An 18,258-nucleotide genomic window follows, 5' to 3' on the forward strand; every position below is an offset into this window, starting at 1 on the left:
TGCAATCAAGACGGATTCTTTTATGTTTACGATCTATTTTGTTGTTTCTCTTACTTCCCTTTTGTCATGGTCTTTATAATCAAGCTCATTGAATTTACCCAGACCAGGGATAGAATGGTGACATTCTTCATCGAAGAAAATACGACTTTGAAAGGCTCGTTCCTGACCATTGTATTTTCCCGCATAAGCTGGGCCTGGCTGGTCAAGAGAGGCAAAAACAAGCTGGCATATTCGTCTCCCGGCTTGAAGCTCGATCGGTACCGAATTTGCATTATAAAGTTCCAGTGTGATGCGTCCCTCAAATCCAGGATCTACCCACCCCGCATTCTGGATAAACAATCCTAATCGTCCGATTGAACTTCTCCCTTCTACAAAAGCAGTTAAGTTGTTTGGAAGCTTAATCCACTCAAGGGTCGTGCCAAGGACAAATCCGTGCGGTGGAATCAGGAATTTTTCTTTCACGAATTCCGTGTATGTTGCATCCTTTTCTAGTGAAAGGTATGGAACGGATGTTTCATCAATAGCCAAAAAATGGTTTCCGAGACGTAAATCAATAGAGGCAGGCTGGAATTGAGCCTGAGTAATGGGATGAATGTCAAGTTTGTTTTCAAGTATCTTTTTCTGAATAGAAGCCTGGGAAAGAATCATTAATAATTACCTCCGATTGGAATGAGAGAGGAAATACCCTCTCTTGCAAAACGTAATGATTTCGATTTATACTAATAATCTAACAGTGTATGACAAGAAGAACAAGTTTTTTGTAATAGAAGCCCTTTGTTTCTTTACAGTTAGGGAGGCGTGAATAATGCTCGATCATTTATATCGGAGAGTCATTATGGATCATTATAAAAATAAGCGAAACTTTCATGAGCTTGAAGGAAAGCAGATCATTAAAACTCATTATAAGAACCCGACATGCGGAGATGTGATGACCCTGTTTTTAGAAATGAAAGGCTCCTCTGTGGAGAGGGCCTCTTTTCTTGGTGAAGGCTGCAGCATTAGTATGGCGTCGGCTTCCATGATGACTGAATTGATAACGAATAGACCATTAACTGAAATCCTTGTACAAAGAACAGCGATTGAAGAATTAATTCGAACCGGTGACACAAAAAACGAGACAATTCTCGGAGATAGCCTGTCACTTCAAGGGGTCAGTGCACTTAGAGCACGGCATAACTGTGCTTTGATGGCATGGCAGGCATTAGACAAAGCATTAAAAAATGAAGAGGGTTACCTCAAGATGGAGAAAGGAGAAAACAGATGATAGAAAAAAATGAAAACTGGCATATTCAGGTGGGATCCTTCAATCTTACAGTTTTATCCGACGGGGGATTTCCCGTAACCAAAGACTTTTTTTTCGCTGATACTCCCGAAGAAATCATTCAGCATATTCCGGATGAATTTAAAGCGCCTCTTAATTTTCTGCTTATTGATACAGGGAAGAATAAAATATTGATTGATGCAGGATTTGGAGAGGAGTATTTGCCGGAACGGGGGCAACTGTTAGAGCAGCTTCAAGAGGAGAAAATTTCTCCGGCAGATATACACGCAGTCATCATTACCCATGGTCATCTGGATCATATAGGCGGGATATCCCACGATGGAGCTCCTGTTTTTCCAAATGCTCAGCATTATATAAGAAAGGAAGAATGGGACTACTGGATGGGACGGCCAGAAACCTTGGAATATAAAAAATTGAGCCCTTTAAAAAATCAAGTGGTTTTTGTATCATCGGATGTCGATATTCACCCCGGTGTCCGGCTTCTGCATACACCTGGACACACAGAAGGCCATTTAGCAGTCTCCATTTCGTCAAAAGGTGTTCAGTTATTAGTGGCTTCAGATCTCCTCAATGATCCGGTTACTCTTGGTCATCTCTCGTCTCATATCGCAGCAGAGATCGATCCGGAAAAAGGCATGCAGACGCGGGTTTCATTTTTGAAGAAGGCTTATCTTGAATCGTCGCAGCTCTTTGTATGCCATTATCCTTTTCCTGGAATAGGTCATGTGAAGGAGGATAATGGGGTTTGGACGTGGCTCCCTGCCACAGTAATGGAAAGGGGATGATTGTCCTGCAGCTGCAACCATATGTAGATTATGTAAGAGAAAAGGGGTATAAATGTACGCCGCAGCGTATGGAAATCTTAGCATACTTCTTTTTACACAGAAACAGGCTGGTTTCTGCTAAAGAATTATATAAACAACTACACAGAACGCTTGGAAAAATAAGTTATGATTCGGATTATCGAAATCTTTCTTTGCTTACTAATATCGGCCTGTTAGAGTTCACTTATAAATGGGGTGAATGAAAACTTATATTACATAAGGAATGACAGGCATCATCATCTCTTTATCTGCAATAAATGCCTGTACACGAAAGAGTTATTAATTTGCCCTATGTCCCTCGTCGAAGATAACCTGGAAGGCTACACCATTCACCACCATAAGTTTGAAGTTTATGGTGTATGTTCTGCCTGTTTGTAAAGTACTAAAATGGCAGGCAGTTAGAATAGATTCATATTTTCAGGGTCTTTTTAACATGATGCCACTGCAAATGTACCGACAGCTAATTGAAGTAATGTCTGCCCAAAAAAGGATAATCCTTTTCACAAAATGAATCTTGTAGTATTATTAAATCGTAATGATTACGATTTAGGGAGGATAATAAATGAAGAAGATTCCCGTTACGGTTTTAAGCGGTTATTTAGGAGCAGGGAAAACCACCGTACTTAATCACATTTTAAATAACAGAGAAGGCTTAAAGGTTGCCGTAATTGTCAATGACATGAGCGAAGTGAATATTGATGCTGAAACCATTAAGCAGGGTGGAGGTTTAAAAAGAACGGAAGAAAAATTAGTGGAAATGTCGAACGGGTGCATTTGCTGCACGCTTCGAGAAGACCTGCTTATAGAGGTTGAAAAACTGGCGAAAGACGGGAACATCGATTACATTGTCATTGAGTCGACTGGAATCAGTGAGCCTGTCCCGGTAGCTCAAACCTTCTCTTATATAGACGAAGAACTAGGGATTGATCTAACGCGTTTTTGCACGCTTGATACCATGGTATCCGTAGTAGATGCCAATCGGTTTTGGCATGACTTTAGATCAGGAGACAGTCTGCTTGACCGGAAAGAGGCTTTAAGCGAAGAAGATGACCGTGAGATTGCGGACCTATTACTTGATCAAATTGAATTTTGTGATGTGCTGATTGTAAACAAGTGCGATCTTGTAGATGAAGAAGCCTTAATCCATTTAGAACAGGTTCTTCGCAAGCTTCAGCCGGAAGCGCGAATCATCCGAACGACGAGAGGAGAAATTCAAGCAAGTGACATTCTCAATACCGGCCTTTTTGATTTTGACAAAGCCAGTGAATCAGCTGGGTGGATTAAAGAGTTAACGGCTGGTCATCAGCAACATCAGCCGGAGACAGAAGAGTATGGCATCACTTCTTTTGTCTATAAAAGAAGACTCCCTTTTCACAGCCAGCGCTTCTATGAACTCATGCACTCTCTTTCTAAGAATATCGTAAGGGTAAAAGGTATTGCCTGGTGTGCGACAAGAAATGAATTCGCTCTTTCTGTGTCACAGGCAGGTCCGTCTATCTCAATTGAACCGGTTTCTTATTGGGTAGCGGCCATGCCTCGGCTTGAACAGGAGTCGATTTTACTTGAAAACCCCCAAATTAAACAAGAGTGGGATCCTGAATTCGGAGACCGAATGATTCAAATGGTATTCATTGGAACAAGTATGAATGAAAAAGAAGTAACGAAACAATTAGATGCCTGCTTGCTGACAAGTGATGAATTCGATTCAGATTGGAAAACATTAGAAGATCCTTTTGATTGGAATATACCCGCAAGAGCCTGATAAAAACCCTGCAAAGGGTTTTTATTATTAGGGATTTAATCAATGTAACACAAATTAATTTAAAAATGCAGAGGTGTCTGTCGATGCACTATAAGATTGCCATTGTTGGAGGAGGCCCATCAGGAATCGGGTTTGGGATCCTCTTAAAACAATTAGGAATTGAAGATTTTGTCATTCTTGAAAAAAATAAAGTCGGCTCCACATTCTTTAAATGGCCGAAAGAAATGAAGCTTATTACACCATCATTTACCGGACATGGATTTGGGCTGCTCGATTTGAATGCTATAACACCAGATACGTCCCCGGCCTATACGTATCAAAAAGAACATCTTGATGGAAAAGAGTATGGAGAATACTTGACGATGATGGCTGAGCACTTTGCATTGCCCATCATCGAAGGCAAGGAAGTATCTGATATCCAATTCATCAAGGATCACGTGTCCTTTAAAGCCGGGAAAGAACCCATGTCTGCCAATTGCCTTATATGGGCAACTGGAGAGTACCAGACTCCAAATGATCAACCTTTTGAGGGGGCTGATCACTGTCTTCATAACAGCAGGGTTGATTCGTGGGCAGACATAGAGGGAGATGATGTGGCCGTTATAGGAGGGTATGAGAGCGGCATGGATGCTGCCTATCACCTTATCCAAAATGGAAAGCGGGTTACCCTTATCTCGCGGAGTAAAGCATGGGAGTCAGAAGAAGCAGATCCAAGCCTCACTTTGTCTCCTTATACACAGGAACGATTTGAGCATGCCTGTCATTCCGGCCGGTTAACGCTTAGAGGGAAGAGTGAAGTCCTATTAGTGAAAGAAAAAGATGCCCAATACCACCTTTATCTTTCTGATGGAACGGTTCTGCGAACCAAAACAAAGCCCATCTTAGCGACTGGTTTTAAATCAGGAGCCAGTCAGCTAAACAACTTTTTTGATTGGGGAGAGGACGGGGTTCCCAATCTTACAGATAAAGATGAATCCACCAAACAGCCGAACTTGTTTTTGCTGGGTCCGAGTGTCCGTCATAAGAGTGTGATCTTCTGCTTTATATATAAATACAGGCAGCGTTTTGCGGTGGTAGCAAAGGAAATCATTGATCGATTGAATATGACTCACGATGAAATGGTTTTTGAAAAATACAAACGAAATCAGATGTATCTTGATGATCTCACTTGCTGTGAGGTTAAATGCGAATGCTAGCGAAAGCAGAAATCACTCATAGAATCGCAATCATAGGAATGGAGTCTTCCGGGAAAACGACCTTTTTTTCCAAACTGACCAATCAGGCATTAGGAGAGGAATCCAACGTTAAAGGGAGTACATACAGTGTGCGGACTCACCGTGTCAAACACATTGAATATGTGGACACTCCCGGGATTCATGCAAGTGAGACATTCTCAAATGAGATGGTAAAAAAGGAAGTGAACAAAGCGACCGGAGTTGCCCTCATTGTCAGGGGGACGCATTTAGAAGAAGAGATAGCCCAGCTGGCCCCATATTTCAAAGAGCTTAAGAGTCCAGTATTGATTGTTGCTACTTATGCAGATAAAATGACCGGCCGAAGCAAAAACCTGCTTAAAAAGCAGATTCTTTCTCTAAAACTTCCTTTGATCTTGTTGGATTCACGTAAGGTATCACAGGATCAAATGGAAAACTTTCACGCATGCATAGAGGAAGGACAATCCATCACAGAGCAAAAGATAAATCAACTATTAGATTTGCCGTTGGACCAGGTGGATCCTGATCCTCTTTGGCTGGATGACCCTTTTTGGGGGAAATGGGTTTCTGTTCTGCTCTTAATCTCTATGTTTCTTTTGCCCGTGATGGCGGCCTATTGGATCGGGGATGCCCTTTCTCCATTAGCAGATCAATATGTGATCACCCCTATGCAAAAAGAATTTTCATCTTTTCCATCCCTTCTTGAAAATGTGCTGATAGGGAATTACGGCCTGCTGTCACTGGGGATTTATTCATTCATTTGGGCTTTTCCAGTCGTTTTCCTCATCGGATGCTCAACTGCCATAGCGGATGAAACGGGAATCAAAGACCGGATCGTTGATTCACTCGACTCTCCTCTTCGCAAAATCGGGTTAAATGGAAAAGATCTTATTCCGGTTCTGTCTGGATTCGGGTGTAATGTCGTCGCGGTATTTCAGTCCAGAGGCTGCAGCCTGTGTACGCGAAAGTCATGTGTATCTTTGATATCTTTTGGTTCAGCCTGCAGCTACCAAATTGGTGCAACTTTATCCGTATTTAATTCTGCTCAAAAACCTTGGTTGTTCCTTCCGTATCTGCTGCTTCTAATCATTGGCGGCATTCTGCACATGAGGCTGTGGAACCATCAATCTGTAAACCTGGTAACCCCGGTATTGAGGAAGGCCTTTCTTCAAAAACCAACAAAGAATGGCTTTTTATATAGGCTGAAGTCAGACTTGAAAAAATTCTGCACACAAGCTTTACCCATTTTTTTCATAATTTGTATAGTGGCCTCTCTACTGTACGAGGCTAAACTTCTTCAATACCTATCTGTCATCTTCCATCCTGTCCTCAAACTGATGGGCCTGCCGGCTGAAGCTGCATACGGCCTGGTCTTTTCGATTATACGGAAGGATGGAATATTGGTCTTCAATGAAGGAAACGGTGCTCTATTGGCCCAGATAAATGACTTCCAGCTGATTATTCTCGTTTTTATGGCCTCGACTCTGACAGCTTGTGTTGTAACCATGATGACGGTTTGGAAAGAACTTGGGCGGGTAAATGCGCTGCAGCTAATAGGCAAGCAGATGGCCACTTCCATTCTTTGTACAGGAATTCTCTTTAGCACTAGCATATTTTTTTAATTGTTCTTAAGAGACCGGCAGGGAAAAAGTGAATCGAAATAAAAGCGAAAAGGCGGGAATCGATATGCAAAAAAAGGTTGAAATCTATATTTTGGCTGGCTTTCTAGGAAGCGGAAAGTCTACACTGCTGAAGAATTTACTAATAGAAGAGAAGGAAAAAGGCCGAAAAGTGGCTGTATTAATGAATGAGCTTGGTGAATATTCTGTCGACTCCGGTATCATTGGAACCGATATTGCCCTCAGGGAACTTCTGAATGGCTGCATCTGCTGTACAATGAAGGATGAAGTAGAGATTCAGCTGCTCATGCTCTATCAGCAGGAACAGCCGGATGTTATTTACATTGAAGCAACAGGTGTTGCTCATCCTGTCGAAATACTGGATGCGTGTTTTTCACCAGTCATTGCGCCTCATGTTGAAGTAAAATCCATTATAAGCCTCGTGGACTCAAAACGGTGGATGGATCGCAGCCGATTAAACAATCAGCTTCAAAAATTATTGGAAGAGCAAATCAGATTCGGGGATCAAATCCTATTAAATAAAGCTGATCTCCTATCTTTAGAGGAGCAGGATAGAATCCAGACAGAAATCGTGGAAATCAACCCAAGAGCCAGGCAATACATGACCACCTTCACAGATGTTCCATTGAAGGAACTGAGAATCAGCCGGGATGAGATCGAAATCTCAGGTCAGGAAAAACTGCATGTCCATCAGCACCTTCACATCCAAACCATGACTTATCAATTTCAAACAGAAATCTCTAAATCAGCATTCGAGAAGTGGCTGAATGCTCTTCCTCCTTCCATATTCAGGGTTAAAGGATTTGTTCGGTTTAAAGGGGACTCTATGACCCATTTAGTCCAATATTCGTATGGAGTACCGTACATGTATGGGCAACCGATTCATTTCCCTAAAAACTTAGTGATGATTGGAGGTGATTTGAATAAAGAAGAGATGAAGAAGGGATTGGCTAAACTCGAAGGAACAGCTGAGGGAATTCAAATCTTACAAAAGGTGTAAATAGTTCCATTAAAATCCAATACGCATACAGGAGGTTACAAATTATGTCTGCTAAGGATAAGGGTTTGTCTTTGGATGTTATTATTATAGGCGGCGGTGCTGCAGGATTAAATGCTGCACTGGTTCTCGGCAGGGCAAGGAGAAAAGTGCTGGTGATCGATGAGGAAATGCCAAGAAATAGAGTGACCCGGGAATCACACGGATTTTTGTCCCGGGATGGCATATCACCAAGTGAATTTCGCCGGATTTCACGGGAACAAATTTTGAATTATCCATCTGTTTCTTTTGAATCAGATGTTGTGAATGCTGTGACAGGAAGTGATGGAGACTTCCGTGTTGCTGTAAAATCAGGAAATATTTTCAGCAGCCGAAAAGTTTTGTTTGCTACGGGCATGAAGGATGTATTGCCTGCTGTCGACGGGCTTGTGGAAGTTTACGGCACAAGTGCCTTTGTCTGCCCGTTTTGTGACGGCTGGGAATTAAGGGACCGAAAAGTTTGCGTAATTGGAACAAACGAAATGGTTTTTCATTTAGTGAAAGTCCTCAGCGGGTGGACAAAGGATATAACGCTGCTTACCAATGGAATGGAAATTTTAACAGCTGGTGAATTGAATGAAGTAGAGCGTCACAATGTGAAGGTGAGCAAAGACATCATTAAACAAATTGAATCCGTTCATGGAGAGGTGAAAACGATCACCTTTAAAACAGATGCCGCCATTGAATGTGAAGGGATTTTCTTCACCCCAAATCTGGTTCAGGCTACTTCTATTCCAGCTTCGCTTGGCTGCAAAATGACTGATGACGGCCCTTTCACCACGATTGCAATAGATCAGATGGGGCGCACCAATGTAAAGGGTGTTTACTCTGCAGGGGATGCATCGACTAAATTCTACCAGTTGATATCTGCTGCCTCAAGTGGAGCAATGTCAGGCGCATCTATTCAACTTGATCTGCTTGAGGTAGAATGGGAAAGGATTTAGCAATGAAATGCAGCTAAGGCTGTGGAGATTTACTCTTCACTGCTTGTAGCGGAGGCAGGGAGCATCATAAAAAAAGGGAGGGATTGCAGTGGATGCCTTCACAGTAGAGGAACTCTTTAAGGACACTCGGCTTCAATATTCAAAACTGCTGACAGAAGCAGGGAGGGACAAAAGGGGATGAGTCATAAAAGCTATCTTATGCTTGCTCTTCCTCTGATTGCATCAACCATTACAACACCGCTGCTTGGAGCTGTCGATACTGCCGTAGTCGGTCAGCTTCCGGATTCCGCATATATCGGAGGAGTCGCAGTCGGGGCGGTTCTTTTCAGCACGCTGTACTGGCTTTTGGGTTTTTTGAGGGTCAGTACATCAGGCTTTACGGCTCAGGCACATGGAGCGATGGATGAGGAGGAAATAGCAGCATCATTTATAAGACCTTTCATTGCAGCATGTGTAATGGGGATCCTGTTTGTTCTGCTCCAGGAGCCGATTAGTAAGCTTGCAATGTCATTTATTGAACCTTCAAAGCAAGTGGAGGAACATGCCATAACCTATATCGGAATCAGAATCTGGGGCGCTCCATTTGCGCTGATGAATTATGTCATACTCGGCTGGCTGATGGGGCTTTCTAAAATTAAGCTCGCTTTTTACTTGCAAGTCGGGATGAATGTTTTGAATATCTCGCTGGACTTCCTTTTTGTTTTCGGATTTTCCTGGAATGTGGCTGGTGTTGCGGCCGCGACACTGATTGCTGAAGCAGCAGCAGCGCTGGCAGGGCTTCTCTATATTATAAAACGTCACAGAAGACTGCTTAGGCTTTCAGGTTTGAAGGTGACGGCAGATCTCCCTTCTTTAATGAAAATGATGGCAGTGAACCGTGACTTGCTTCTTCGCACTGTCTGCCTTTTGATCATGATCAATCTGTTTACTAAATTCGGAGCATCTTTTGGGACAGATGTGCTTGCTGCAAATGCCATATTAATTCAAATTCACTACATCATGGCCTATTTTTTTGACGGATTTGCCAATGCTTCTAGTATTCTGTCAGGAAGGGCAATCGGAGCAAAAGACAAAAAGGGATTTGAACGGGTTCTTACGTTGTCCTTTCAATGGTCCGTTCTGGCTGCTTGTCTGATTACGGCCGTTTATTTCTTCGTTAAAGACCTGGCAATCGGGCTGTTTACCATTCTCCCTGATCTTGCAGACCATTCTTCTTATTATGGAAACTGGCTCCTGTTGTACCCTCTTTCGGCTTGTGCAGGTTTAGTCATCTATGGTGTGTTCACAGGGGCGACTTCAGTCGTGTATGTCAGAAATTCGATGATTCAGTCTTTAGCGGTGTATCTCATTATGCTCTGGGTCTTGCTGCCTGTATACGGAAACCATGGGTTGTGGATGGCCTTTATCGGGTTCAGCTTTTGCAGAACATTTTTTTTAGTTCTGTATGTGCCGCGTTTGAGAGAAAGTGTGTTTCCTGCAAGACAGGTTGGCTGACATAATCCATTCCTCTATACTGTTTTCAATGGTTGTACATATGTACGTGCACAGAAAACATATCCTGATTTAGGAGGAGTCAGAGTGATAGGAAGATTATTGATTTCATGTGAGGACCGGCCGGGAATTGTCTCTGCTGTGTCTCGTTTCTTAGCCATTGAAGGGGCTAACATTATTCAGTCAGATCAGCATTCGACTGACCCGGTCGGCGGTCTTTTTTTATGAGAATTGAATTTCAGCTCCACGGTATTGAATACCGTGTGAAGGAGCTTAGAACACAATTTTAACAAACAGCTGCTTCTTTTCAGATGAAATGGCGAATGACCTGTGCAAGTGACAAAAAGAAAATGGCTATTTTTGTCTCTAAAGAAGATCACTGTCTTCAGGATCTTCTGCAGCGCTACCGTCTTTGCGCGCTTTCAGCTGACATTTCCATGATTGTCAGCAATCATGAAGATATGCGTGAGGTTGTTGAATGTACGGCATTCCGTATCACCGTGTCCAGGCAACGAAGGAAACAAGAGAAGAAGCGGCAAAAACACATCTTGAACTTTTGGAAAAAGCGGGTGTGGATACCATCGTTCTTGCAAGATATATGCAGATTATCCCTCCTGTCTTGATTGAACGCTATTAAAATCAGATTATCAACATTCATCACTCGTTTCTGCCTGCCTTTGTAGGCGGCAAGCCATATAACCAGGCGTATGAACGCGGTGTTAAAATCATAGGGGCAACCGCTCACTATGTTACAGAAGAGCTTGATCAGGAACCGATTATCGAACAGGATGTGGAGCGGGTAAGCCACAGGCATCAAATAAAAGATTTAAAACGGGTTGGAAGAGATGTTGAGAAACTTGTGCTTTCAAGAGCAGTTGGCTGGCACTTGGATGATAAAGTGCTAGTTTATGCCAATAAAACGGTTGTATTCCCATAATCAGAAAATAGTGTTCGTAAAACAGCAGGGAATGTTCCCCTTCTGTTTTTATGGATGCTGTTAATTATTCAAGACAGATCATGTAAATTAAGGGTTGTCATAACCAAGTAAAAAGTATATCTTTTAAATAGTAAAGATTACGATTTACAGATTGTCAGGCATCTGATTAAAGAAAACTGATGTCAAAAGAAAAATCGAGAGGGAGAGAAAGTCTGTGATTCAAAAAAAAATAAAAGCTGCAGCACTGCTTATTCTAATAGCAACCCTATTGGTAGCATGCTCGGAAAATGAAAAAACCTCTTCATCAAATAAGGAAAATGAACTGATCTATGCTATAACGAAAGATATTGATGATATGAACCCTCATTTATATGCAGGAGCAATGTCTGCACAGGGAGTGGTGTACGAATCCCTGGTTGAGAATACGAAAGAGGGAATAAAGCCTCTGCTTGCGGAATCATGGGAAGTTTCAAAGGATGGGAAAGTTTATACATTTCATTTAAGGGAAGATGTGACTTTTCATGATGGAGAACCCTTCAATGCAGAAGCTGTAAAGAAAAACATAGACGCGGTCCAGCAGAATAAAGAAAAACATTCATGGATTAAGCTTTCTCAAAAAATTGCAGATATCAGGGTTGTTGACGAGTATACAGTAGAGTTGGTACTTACAGAGCCGTATTACCCGGCGCTGGACGAGTTGTCCATGACAAGACCATACGTATTTATCTCTCCGAAAGATTTTAAAAACGGCGGAACGAAAGACGGAATTAATGGATACAACGGAACAGGACCTTATGTTCTTACTGACCACAAGAGAGATAAAAATGCTTCATTTGAAGCCAATAAAAACTACTGGAACGGAAAACCTGAAATAAATAAAATGACGGCTAAAGTTCTTCCATCTGGAGAGACAACCTTTCTAGCCCTTCAAAAGCAGGAAGTGAACTTTTTATTTACAGATGACAGAGGAGCAAACAGCATCGATGATGAAGCAATGGGTCAATTAGAGGAAACTGGATACCAGGTCGTTAAAAGCGACCCGATGAACACGAAATTAATTGTCGCCAACAGCAGTAAAAAAGATAATCCTGTGAGTGAGACTGCGGTCAGGGAAGCCATTTGGCATGCGGTAGACAGGGAGACCATCAGTAAAGATTTGCTGAATGGAAGTGAAAAGCCAGCGGAAGCACTTTTCTCCTCCAATGTAAAATATGCAGACGTTGAATTGGAAAAACGGGACTTTGATCGGAAAAAAGCTGCTGAAATACTGGATGGCGCAGGCTGGCAAATGGAACAAGGCTCAGATGTACGGACGAAGGACGGAAAGAAACTGGCTATGGATTTTTTCTATGACAGTAATTCTCCTGCACAGAAGTCACAGGCGGAGTTCCTTCAGGCTTCGATGTATGAAATTGGAATTGAATTGAGCATTAAAGGGGAAGAGTCATCATCAATAGCAAATCGAAGAAAAACAGGGGATTATGATCTGTTGTACAGCCAAACGTGGGGTCTTGCTTACGATCCGCAAAGCACAATCTCTGCTTTCACAGATATTTCGTACAACCTTCATTCGACAAAAGGAATCAAGCAGGCAGATGAATTGTACAAAAAAATCGATCAAGTCATGGTCTCGACAGACGAAGAGGCAAGAAAATCTTTATATGCCGACATCTTGACGATTGTCCACGATGAAGCTGTATTTATCCCTATTACTCATGGCGGGGTCACTGTCGTTGCTCCGGATGATTTACAGGGCATTTCGTTCAAACAGACACAGTATGAACTCCCATTTGAAAAATTGAATGTCAAATAAATGAAATAAAGGGGGAAGTTTCTTTCCTCTTTTTATTTTTCGACACATGAGTGATGAGAGAACGGATAGGTCCTCTCTCATGAATGAAAGAAAGGAGTATGTCATGGGAAGGTACATAGTTAAGAGACTTTTGGCCATGATCCCGTTGCTGGTTGTTATTTCCTTTTTGACGTTTGTTTTTATTAATTTGTCTCCTCTGGATCCTGCAGAAACCGTTTTAAAAGCACAGGGAGTTCCTTCCATAACCGATGAATTACTAGCTCAGACGAAAGAAGAACTGGGATTAAATAAGCCGTTCATCTTGCAATATGCTGATTGGCTCGGTTCAAGCATGCGCTTTGATTTCGGTCAGTCCTATGTCACTGGGCAGCCTGTCTCAGAATTAATTGGACCTGCGTTTGTCAACACATTCAAACTGACTGTCATTTCTTCAATCGTAATTGTAGCATTGTCTATTTTTCTTGGTGTGGTGTGTGCTCTGAACGAAGGCAAGGTTTTGGACAAAGCCACAAGGAGCTTTTCGTTTTTGCTGATTGGAATGCCATCCTACTGGCTTGCTGCTTTAATGATCTGGTATTTTTCTGTCAAACTTGATTTAGTACCGACGAGCGGTATGGACAGTTTTAAAAGTTATATACTCCCGGTTGCCGCAATAACAGTCGGCTATACCGGCATTTACTTTAGGACGGTAAGAAGTTCTATGTTAAGCAATTTAAATGAGGGCTATGTTTTATATGGCAGGGCGAGCGGTTTACCCGAGAAAAAAATAACGCTCCATATTCTCCGCAATTCGATGCAGGTGGCCATATCCATCTTTTGCATGGGGATTCCTACCATATTGGGCGGGGCAGTTGTGATCGAGAATGTATTTGCCTGGCCGGGGCTTGGCAGTTTAAGTGTGAAATCTATATTGAACAGAGATTTTCCGGTCATTCAAGCGTACGTATTGATTCTGGCGGTTGCTTTTGTCCTGTTCAATACATTGTCTGATGTACTCAATATGGTGTTAAACCCGAAGTTAAGGAAGGGCATGTAAATGAGAATCATTCAGAATTTATTTCAGAATAAAATCGGCGCTGCATCATTTATCATCATCATGTTCACCATCATTGCGGGCATATTTGCTCCACTATTCGCACCTAACGATCCGTTGAAAATTCATATGGATTTAAAGTATGCCGGTCCATCCTGGGAGTATTTGCTTGGAAATGATCATTTGGGCAGATGTGTTTTATCCAGACTGATATATGGCATTCGCCCCAGTGTGTTATGGGTAATGGCTGCTCTGATTATTTCTGTTTCTATCGGTGCCGTTATGGGTTTTATTGCTGGGTATTTCAGAGGGAAAATCGATGCTGTAATCATGCGGATATGTGACGTTATGCTGTCCTTCCCGGGATATGTCATGCCGCTTGCTTTTGTGGGTATTTTCGGGGTTGGTCTGGAAAATATTATGATTGCGTTTATTCTGATAAAATGGGCCTGGTTTGCCAGGGTCATCAGGACCTCTGTCATGCAATATGCAGAGCTTGAATACGTGAAGTTTGCCAAAGCATCGGGGGCAAGCCATGCAAGGATTATTTGCAGACATATTGTTCCGGTCACATTTGCAGACATAGCGGTTATTTCAAGCAGTTCAATATGCTCCATGATCCTGCAAATATCAGGTTTTTCATTTTTAGGATTAGGAATTCAGGCACCGAATCCGGAATGGGGAATGATGCTGAGCGAAGCAAGAAAAGTAATGTTTACAAGGCCTGAGCTTATGCTTGCCCCCGGATTTGCTATCATAGCGGTTGTAACGGCCTTTAACTTTTTGGCTGATGCCCTTCAGGTTGCCGCTGATCCTAAGCTTGGAAAAGCCAAGAAGAAATTAAATGATTATCATTCGATTTCAACAGACAAAACTCAAAGGCTGGCAGTAAAATGACTAAATTACTAGAGGTTAAAGATCTTACAATCCGTGATAGCGGAGATGACCGTACGATTGTTGAGTGCAGCACGTTTGCCTTAGAAAAAGGCAGGTGCCTTGCCATTGTCGGTGAAAGCGGGAGCGGGAAGTCAGTGACATGCAGAGCGCTTATGAGGCTGAATAAACCGCACCTGCATCAATCAGGGGAAATACGATTAAATGGAGAAGACCTGATGAGTCTGACTAACAGGGAAATGCGGAAAAAGAGGGGGAAAAACCTATGCATGATTCTACAAAACGGGATGAGTGCATTTGATCCTACTTGTGTAATTGGGGTCCATTTATATGAAACACTTCATGAACATTACGGCTGGAGTAAAAGAGTAATTGAAGACAAAGTGAAATATGCAATGGAACGTGTAAACCTTAAAAATCCGGGAGAATTATTGAAAAAATATCCCCATCAATTGTCAGGGGGGATGCTGCAGCGGATGATGATTGCGCTGGCACTCGTATTGGAACCGGATATTATCATCGCAGATGAACCTACCACAGCTCTTGATACCATTTCCCAATATGAAGTGATTGAACAATTCAGCAGATTAAGAGAAAGAATGGGCTGTTCGCTTATTTTTGTTTCACACGATTTGGGAGCTGTGAGAAAAATTGCGGATGATGTCATGATTATGAAGGATGGAAAAATCGTCGAAATGGGAGAAAAAGAAATCATCTTTTCCAGCCCCCAGCACCCGTATACAAAATATTTAGTATCAACCAGGTATTCTTTAAGTAACCACTTTAAAAAACTGATGGGGGAGGAGCTTTAATTGCTTAAGGTTGAGGGAGTTGAGAAGAGCTATAAACAAGGCGGTCTTTTCTCAAATGAAAGTCAGAAAATAATCAAAAACGTCAGCTTTGAGTGCAGGAACGGAGAATGTCTGGGGATTATAGGAGAAAGCGGCAGCGGTAAATCGACTTTGGGGAGAATGCTAATTGGAATTGAAAAACCGGATTGCGGAAATGTTTTGTTTGAGGGAAAGGATGTAAGCAGCAGAAGAGTCAGATCGGGAAAAATCAGTGCTGTTTTTCAGGATTATACATCTTCTATTAATCCGTTTTTCACAGTAGAAGCAGCGATCCTGGAGCCTATGAAAAGCCAAATATCAGAACGTGAGCAGAGCAGCAGAAAAGTAGATCAGCTGCTGAACCGTGTAGGATTGGACCCATCCTACCGGAAAAAATATCCCCATGAACTTTCAGGAGGTGAAGTTCAGAGGGTGTGTATTGCACGGGCTATTTCTACAAACCCGAAGTGCATATTGCTGGATGAAGCTGTCAGCTCATTGGATGTCTCCATACAGGTTCAAATTCTGGATTTGCTTAAGGATCTGAAAGAAAGTGAGAATATGAGCTATATTTTTATTACTCATGATGTCCAGGCAGCTGCTTATTTATGTGACAGAGTCATCTTTTTTAAAGATGGCCGGATCGAAGAGCTGCTTGAAATCAGCCAGCTGAAAAATGTGAAGTCTGAATATGCCAAAAAGCTGTTAAACAGTCTTTTGATGTTTTAATCGTGTTTTCGAAAATAATAAGCGGTTTTTTTGAGGAGTGAAACAAAAGTGAGCGGAGCTTTATCCTGGCCTTTTTTGCGATTATACCTGCTGGTGCTTCTTTATTTCAGTGCCAACTCCATATTGAATGTGCTGATACCTCTTCAGGGGAATGCATTAGGGGCCACTAACACGACTATAGGCATCATAATGGGAGCCTATTTGTTTACAACGATGTTTTTCAGGCCATGGGCCGGCCGTGTCATTCAGCAGTACGGGCCTATAAAAGTCTTAAGAGTTATCCTTATTATAAATGGTTTTGCATTAATTCTGTACACGTTTATCGGTCTTGGGGGATACTTTGCTGCGCGTATGCTGCAGGGAGTATCGACGGCATTCTTTTCAATGGCGCTGCAGATTGGCATTATTGATGCCCTGCCGGAGAAAGACAGATCACAGGGCATATCTCTCTATTCCTTATTTTCCTACATTCCGGGAATTATTGGTCCGCTGCTTGCTTTAAGTATATGGCAGGGGGAGATGACTTATTTTGCAGCTGTGATGATTGTGATTGCCGTTTCCACTGGTTTATTTGGATACAGTGCAAGAATAGAGGGAAAAAAGGAAGAAGTGACGGATGTTCCGGCTGGAAAAGAGGAAGTTCATACATTTAAGGTATTTGGCCAGCTGTTTAAAAATCCTTTCCTGTTCAAATGCAGCATATTAATGCTGATTTCATCCATTGTTTTTGGAGCCATTACAGCGTTTATACCATTGTATGCCCTGGAGCTAAAGGGCGTCAGCGCAGGAATTTACCTGATGATTCAGGCATTGACCATTGTTGTAGCACGATTTACATTGAGGAAAAAAATCCCTTCTGATGGAAAATGGCATTCCTCATTCGTAATGGGGACGATGCTTCTTTTGGCCGCGGCCGCTTTATGTGTAAGTGCTGCACCTTTTGGAGGACCTGTTATATTTTACTCCGGTGCGGTATTAATGGGATTCGCCCAGGCAATGGTTTATCCGACTCTGACGACTTATTTAAGCTTCGTGTTACCAAAGGTAAACCGTAATGTTCTGCTTGGTCTGTTTATTGCCATGGCGGATCTTGGCGTTTCCATGGGCGGTGTTATTATGGGGCCGGTTGCTGATTTATTCTCATATTCAGTTATGTATACAATATGTGCGTGTCTTGGTGCATGTCTGATTTTATTTGCGTATGACAGACGGAAGATGTTTGTTGAGGGAGTTTCTTTATAGGTGATTATCCTTTAATGATGATTGTCTGACTAAGTATATTTTTTAATTCCTCCTGAAATACTAAATGTAAGATTGAAAATCGGGAGTGATAAGAGAAATGCAGCATTCAGTTCATAAAGGAGATCATCCGCATCAGCACGGTATGGCTTGCGGACATACAAAAATTAATCATGACGGCCATATTGATTATGTGCACAACGGGCATCTGCATCACGAACATGAGGGACACTGGGATGAATGTAAAATACCAGTGAGTGAAACAAATCCTGAAGAATGCAAACCTATACCTTGTGAATGCCATCATGATGAAGACTGCGGACATGAAATGGTCCCTCATGGAGATCATATGGACTATCTTGTAAATGGAAGACTCCACCATGTGCACAATGGACACTGTGATGACCACGGGCCTGTAGAGATCATTGGAAACTAATAATCTCATTTACACATTGAAAAGAGAGGAAAACCTCTCTTTTTTTGTGGTCTCTAAGTCAGTACCTCAGCTTGAAGGCCTTCTTATTTCTTCACCATGAAAAGGAAGCTCCAACATCTAGGTCTGCATATTTTAATCGATGGTGATATGAAAG

Annotated in this window: 17 protein-coding genes and 1 pseudogene; 17 read left to right on the forward strand and 1 reads right to left on the reverse strand. The window is 42.2% G+C overall.

Annotated features, from left to right (window positions below):
• Positions 1-33: 33 nt before the first annotated feature.
• On the reverse strand, positions 34-648 hold the full coding sequence (dcd, locus tag ABEQ24_RS03390) for a dCTP deaminase (protein WP_430005460.1): 615 nt from the start codon (positions 646-648) through the stop codon (positions 34-36).
• Between the two features lie 157 nt (positions 649-805).
• Here dcd and sufU point away from each other — a divergent pair, with 157 nt between their 5' ends.
• From sufU to ABEQ24_RS03475, 17 genes and pseudogenes are all read left to right on the forward strand, one after another.
• On the forward strand, positions 806-1,264 hold the full coding sequence (sufU, locus tag ABEQ24_RS03395) for a Fe-S cluster assembly sulfur transfer protein SufU (RefSeq protein ID WP_430005461.1): 459 nt from the start codon (positions 806-808) through the stop codon (positions 1,262-1,264).
• On the forward strand, positions 1,261-2,067 hold the full coding sequence (locus ABEQ24_RS03400; RefSeq protein ID WP_430005462.1) for an MBL fold metallo-hydrolase: 807 nt from the start codon (positions 1,261-1,263) through the stop codon (positions 2,065-2,067). Before sufU ends, ABEQ24_RS03400 begins: the two co-directional genes overlap by 4 nt.
• A complete protein-coding gene (locus ABEQ24_RS03405) occupies positions 2,064-2,309 on the forward strand; it encodes a transcriptional repressor (RefSeq protein WP_430005463.1) in 246 nt (81 codons plus the stop codon). The genes ABEQ24_RS03400 and ABEQ24_RS03405 overlap by 4 nt, the downstream gene beginning before the upstream one ends.
• A gap of 359 nt (positions 2,310-2,668) precedes the next feature.
• Positions 2,669-3,868, forward strand: a complete 1,200-nt coding sequence (locus tag ABEQ24_RS03410) for a GTP-binding protein (protein ID WP_430005464.1) — start codon at positions 2,669-2,671, stop codon at positions 3,866-3,868.
• Positions 3,869-3,951: 83 nt separating this feature from the next.
• A complete protein-coding gene (locus tag ABEQ24_RS03415; protein WP_430005465.1) occupies positions 3,952-5,064 on the forward strand; it encodes an NAD(P)/FAD-dependent oxidoreductase in 1,113 nt (370 codons plus the stop codon).
• A complete protein-coding gene (locus ABEQ24_RS03420; protein ID WP_430005466.1) occupies positions 5,058-6,704 on the forward strand; it encodes a nucleoside recognition domain-containing protein in 1,647 nt (548 codons plus the stop codon). Before ABEQ24_RS03415 ends, ABEQ24_RS03420 begins: the two co-directional genes overlap by 7 nt.
• Before the next feature lie 64 nt (positions 6,705-6,768).
• A complete protein-coding gene (locus tag ABEQ24_RS03425; protein WP_430005643.1) occupies positions 6,769-7,722 on the forward strand; it encodes a CobW family GTP-binding protein in 954 nt (317 codons plus the stop codon).
• 44 nt (positions 7,723-7,766) lie between these two features.
• A complete protein-coding gene (locus ABEQ24_RS03430; RefSeq protein WP_430005467.1) occupies positions 7,767-8,702 on the forward strand; it encodes an NAD(P)/FAD-dependent oxidoreductase in 936 nt (311 codons plus the stop codon).
• A gap of 177 nt (positions 8,703-8,879) precedes the next feature.
• Positions 8,880-10,196, forward strand: a complete 1,317-nt coding sequence (locus tag ABEQ24_RS03435; protein WP_430005468.1) for an MATE family efflux transporter — start codon at positions 8,880-8,882, stop codon at positions 10,194-10,196.
• 84 nt (positions 10,197-10,280) lie between these two features.
• A pseudogene (gene purU, locus ABEQ24_RS03440) lies at positions 10,281-11,130 on the forward strand (formyltetrahydrofolate deformylase).
• 214 nt (positions 11,131-11,344) lie between these two features.
• Entirely contained in the window at positions 11,345-12,943 is a 1,599-nt protein-coding gene (cntA, locus tag ABEQ24_RS03445; protein WP_430005469.1) for a staphylopine-dependent metal ABC transporter substrate-binding lipoprotein, read from the forward strand.
• A 103-nt stretch (positions 12,944-13,046) separates the two neighbouring features.
• Positions 13,047-13,979: a nickel/cobalt ABC transporter permease gene (gene opp1B, locus ABEQ24_RS03450; RefSeq protein ID WP_430005470.1), complete on the forward strand. Its 933-nt coding sequence runs from the start codon at positions 13,047-13,049 to the stop codon at positions 13,977-13,979.
• A complete protein-coding gene (gene cntC, locus ABEQ24_RS03455; protein WP_430005471.1) occupies positions 13,980-14,873 on the forward strand; it encodes a staphylopine uptake ABC transporter permease subunit CntC in 894 nt (297 codons plus the stop codon).
• Positions 14,870-15,682 carry a staphylopine uptake ABC transporter ATP-binding protein CntD gene (gene cntD / locus ABEQ24_RS03460; RefSeq protein ID WP_430005472.1) on the forward strand — a complete coding sequence of 271 codons (813 nt, stop codon included), beginning with the start codon at positions 14,870-14,872 and terminating at the stop codon, positions 15,680-15,682. Before cntC ends, cntD begins: the two co-directional genes overlap by 4 nt.
• Positions 15,683-16,429 (forward strand): ABC transporter ATP-binding protein, encoded by a 747-nt coding sequence (locus ABEQ24_RS03465; RefSeq protein WP_430005473.1) that lies wholly within the window; start codon positions 15,683-15,685, stop codon positions 16,427-16,429.
• A 48-nt stretch (positions 16,430-16,477) separates the two neighbouring features.
• Entirely contained in the window at positions 16,478-17,671 is a 1,194-nt protein-coding gene (gene cntE / locus ABEQ24_RS03470; RefSeq protein WP_430005474.1) for a staphylopine family metallophore export MFS transporter CntE, read from the forward strand.
• Positions 17,672-17,768: 97 nt separating this feature from the next.
• Positions 17,769-18,104 carry a hypothetical protein gene (locus tag ABEQ24_RS03475; RefSeq protein WP_430005475.1) on the forward strand — a complete coding sequence of 112 codons (336 nt, stop codon included), beginning with the start codon at positions 17,769-17,771 and terminating at the stop codon, positions 18,102-18,104.
• Positions 18,105-18,258: the final 154 nt, after the last annotated feature.

Origin of the sequence: Metabacillus idriensis (assembly GCF_050483325.1) — a bacterium.
Classification (GTDB): Bacteria; Bacillota; Bacilli; order Bacillales; family Bacillaceae; genus Bacillus_P; species Bacillus_P idriensis_A.

Coding starts and splice junctions, on each gene's coding strand:
- dcd (WP_430005460.1), bottom strand. CDS start 648: ATGATTCTTTCCCAGGCTTCTATTCAGAAAAAGATACTTGAAAACAAA.
- sufU (WP_430005461.1), top strand. CDS start 806: ATGCTCGATCATTTATATCGGAGAGTCATTATGGATCATTATAAAAAT.
- ABEQ24_RS03400 (WP_430005462.1), top strand. CDS start 1,261: ATGATAGAAAAAAATGAAAACTGGCATATTCAGGTGGGATCCTTCAAT.
- ABEQ24_RS03405 (WP_430005463.1), top strand. CDS start 2,064: ATGATTGTCCTGCAGCTGCAACCATATGTAGATTATGTAAGAGAAAAG.
- ABEQ24_RS03410 (WP_430005464.1), top strand. CDS start 2,669: ATGAAGAAGATTCCCGTTACGGTTTTAAGCGGTTATTTAGGAGCAGGG.
- ABEQ24_RS03415 (WP_430005465.1), top strand. CDS start 3,952: ATGCACTATAAGATTGCCATTGTTGGAGGAGGCCCATCAGGAATCGGG.
- ABEQ24_RS03420 (WP_430005466.1), top strand. CDS start 5,058: ATGCTAGCGAAAGCAGAAATCACTCATAGAATCGCAATCATAGGAATG.
- ABEQ24_RS03425 (WP_430005643.1), top strand. CDS start 6,769: ATGCAAAAAAAGGTTGAAATCTATATTTTGGCTGGCTTTCTAGGAAGC.
- ABEQ24_RS03430 (WP_430005467.1), top strand. CDS start 7,767: ATGTCTGCTAAGGATAAGGGTTTGTCTTTGGATGTTATTATTATAGGC.
- ABEQ24_RS03435 (WP_430005468.1), top strand. CDS start 8,880: ATGAGTCATAAAAGCTATCTTATGCTTGCTCTTCCTCTGATTGCATCA.
- opp1B (WP_430005470.1), top strand. CDS start 13,047: ATGGGAAGGTACATAGTTAAGAGACTTTTGGCCATGATCCCGTTGCTG.
- cntC (WP_430005471.1), top strand. CDS start 13,980: ATGAGAATCATTCAGAATTTATTTCAGAATAAAATCGGCGCTGCATCA.
- cntD (WP_430005472.1), top strand. CDS start 14,870: ATGACTAAATTACTAGAGGTTAAAGATCTTACAATCCGTGATAGCGGA.
- ABEQ24_RS03475 (WP_430005475.1), top strand. CDS start 17,769: ATGCAGCATTCAGTTCATAAAGGAGATCATCCGCATCAGCACGGTATG.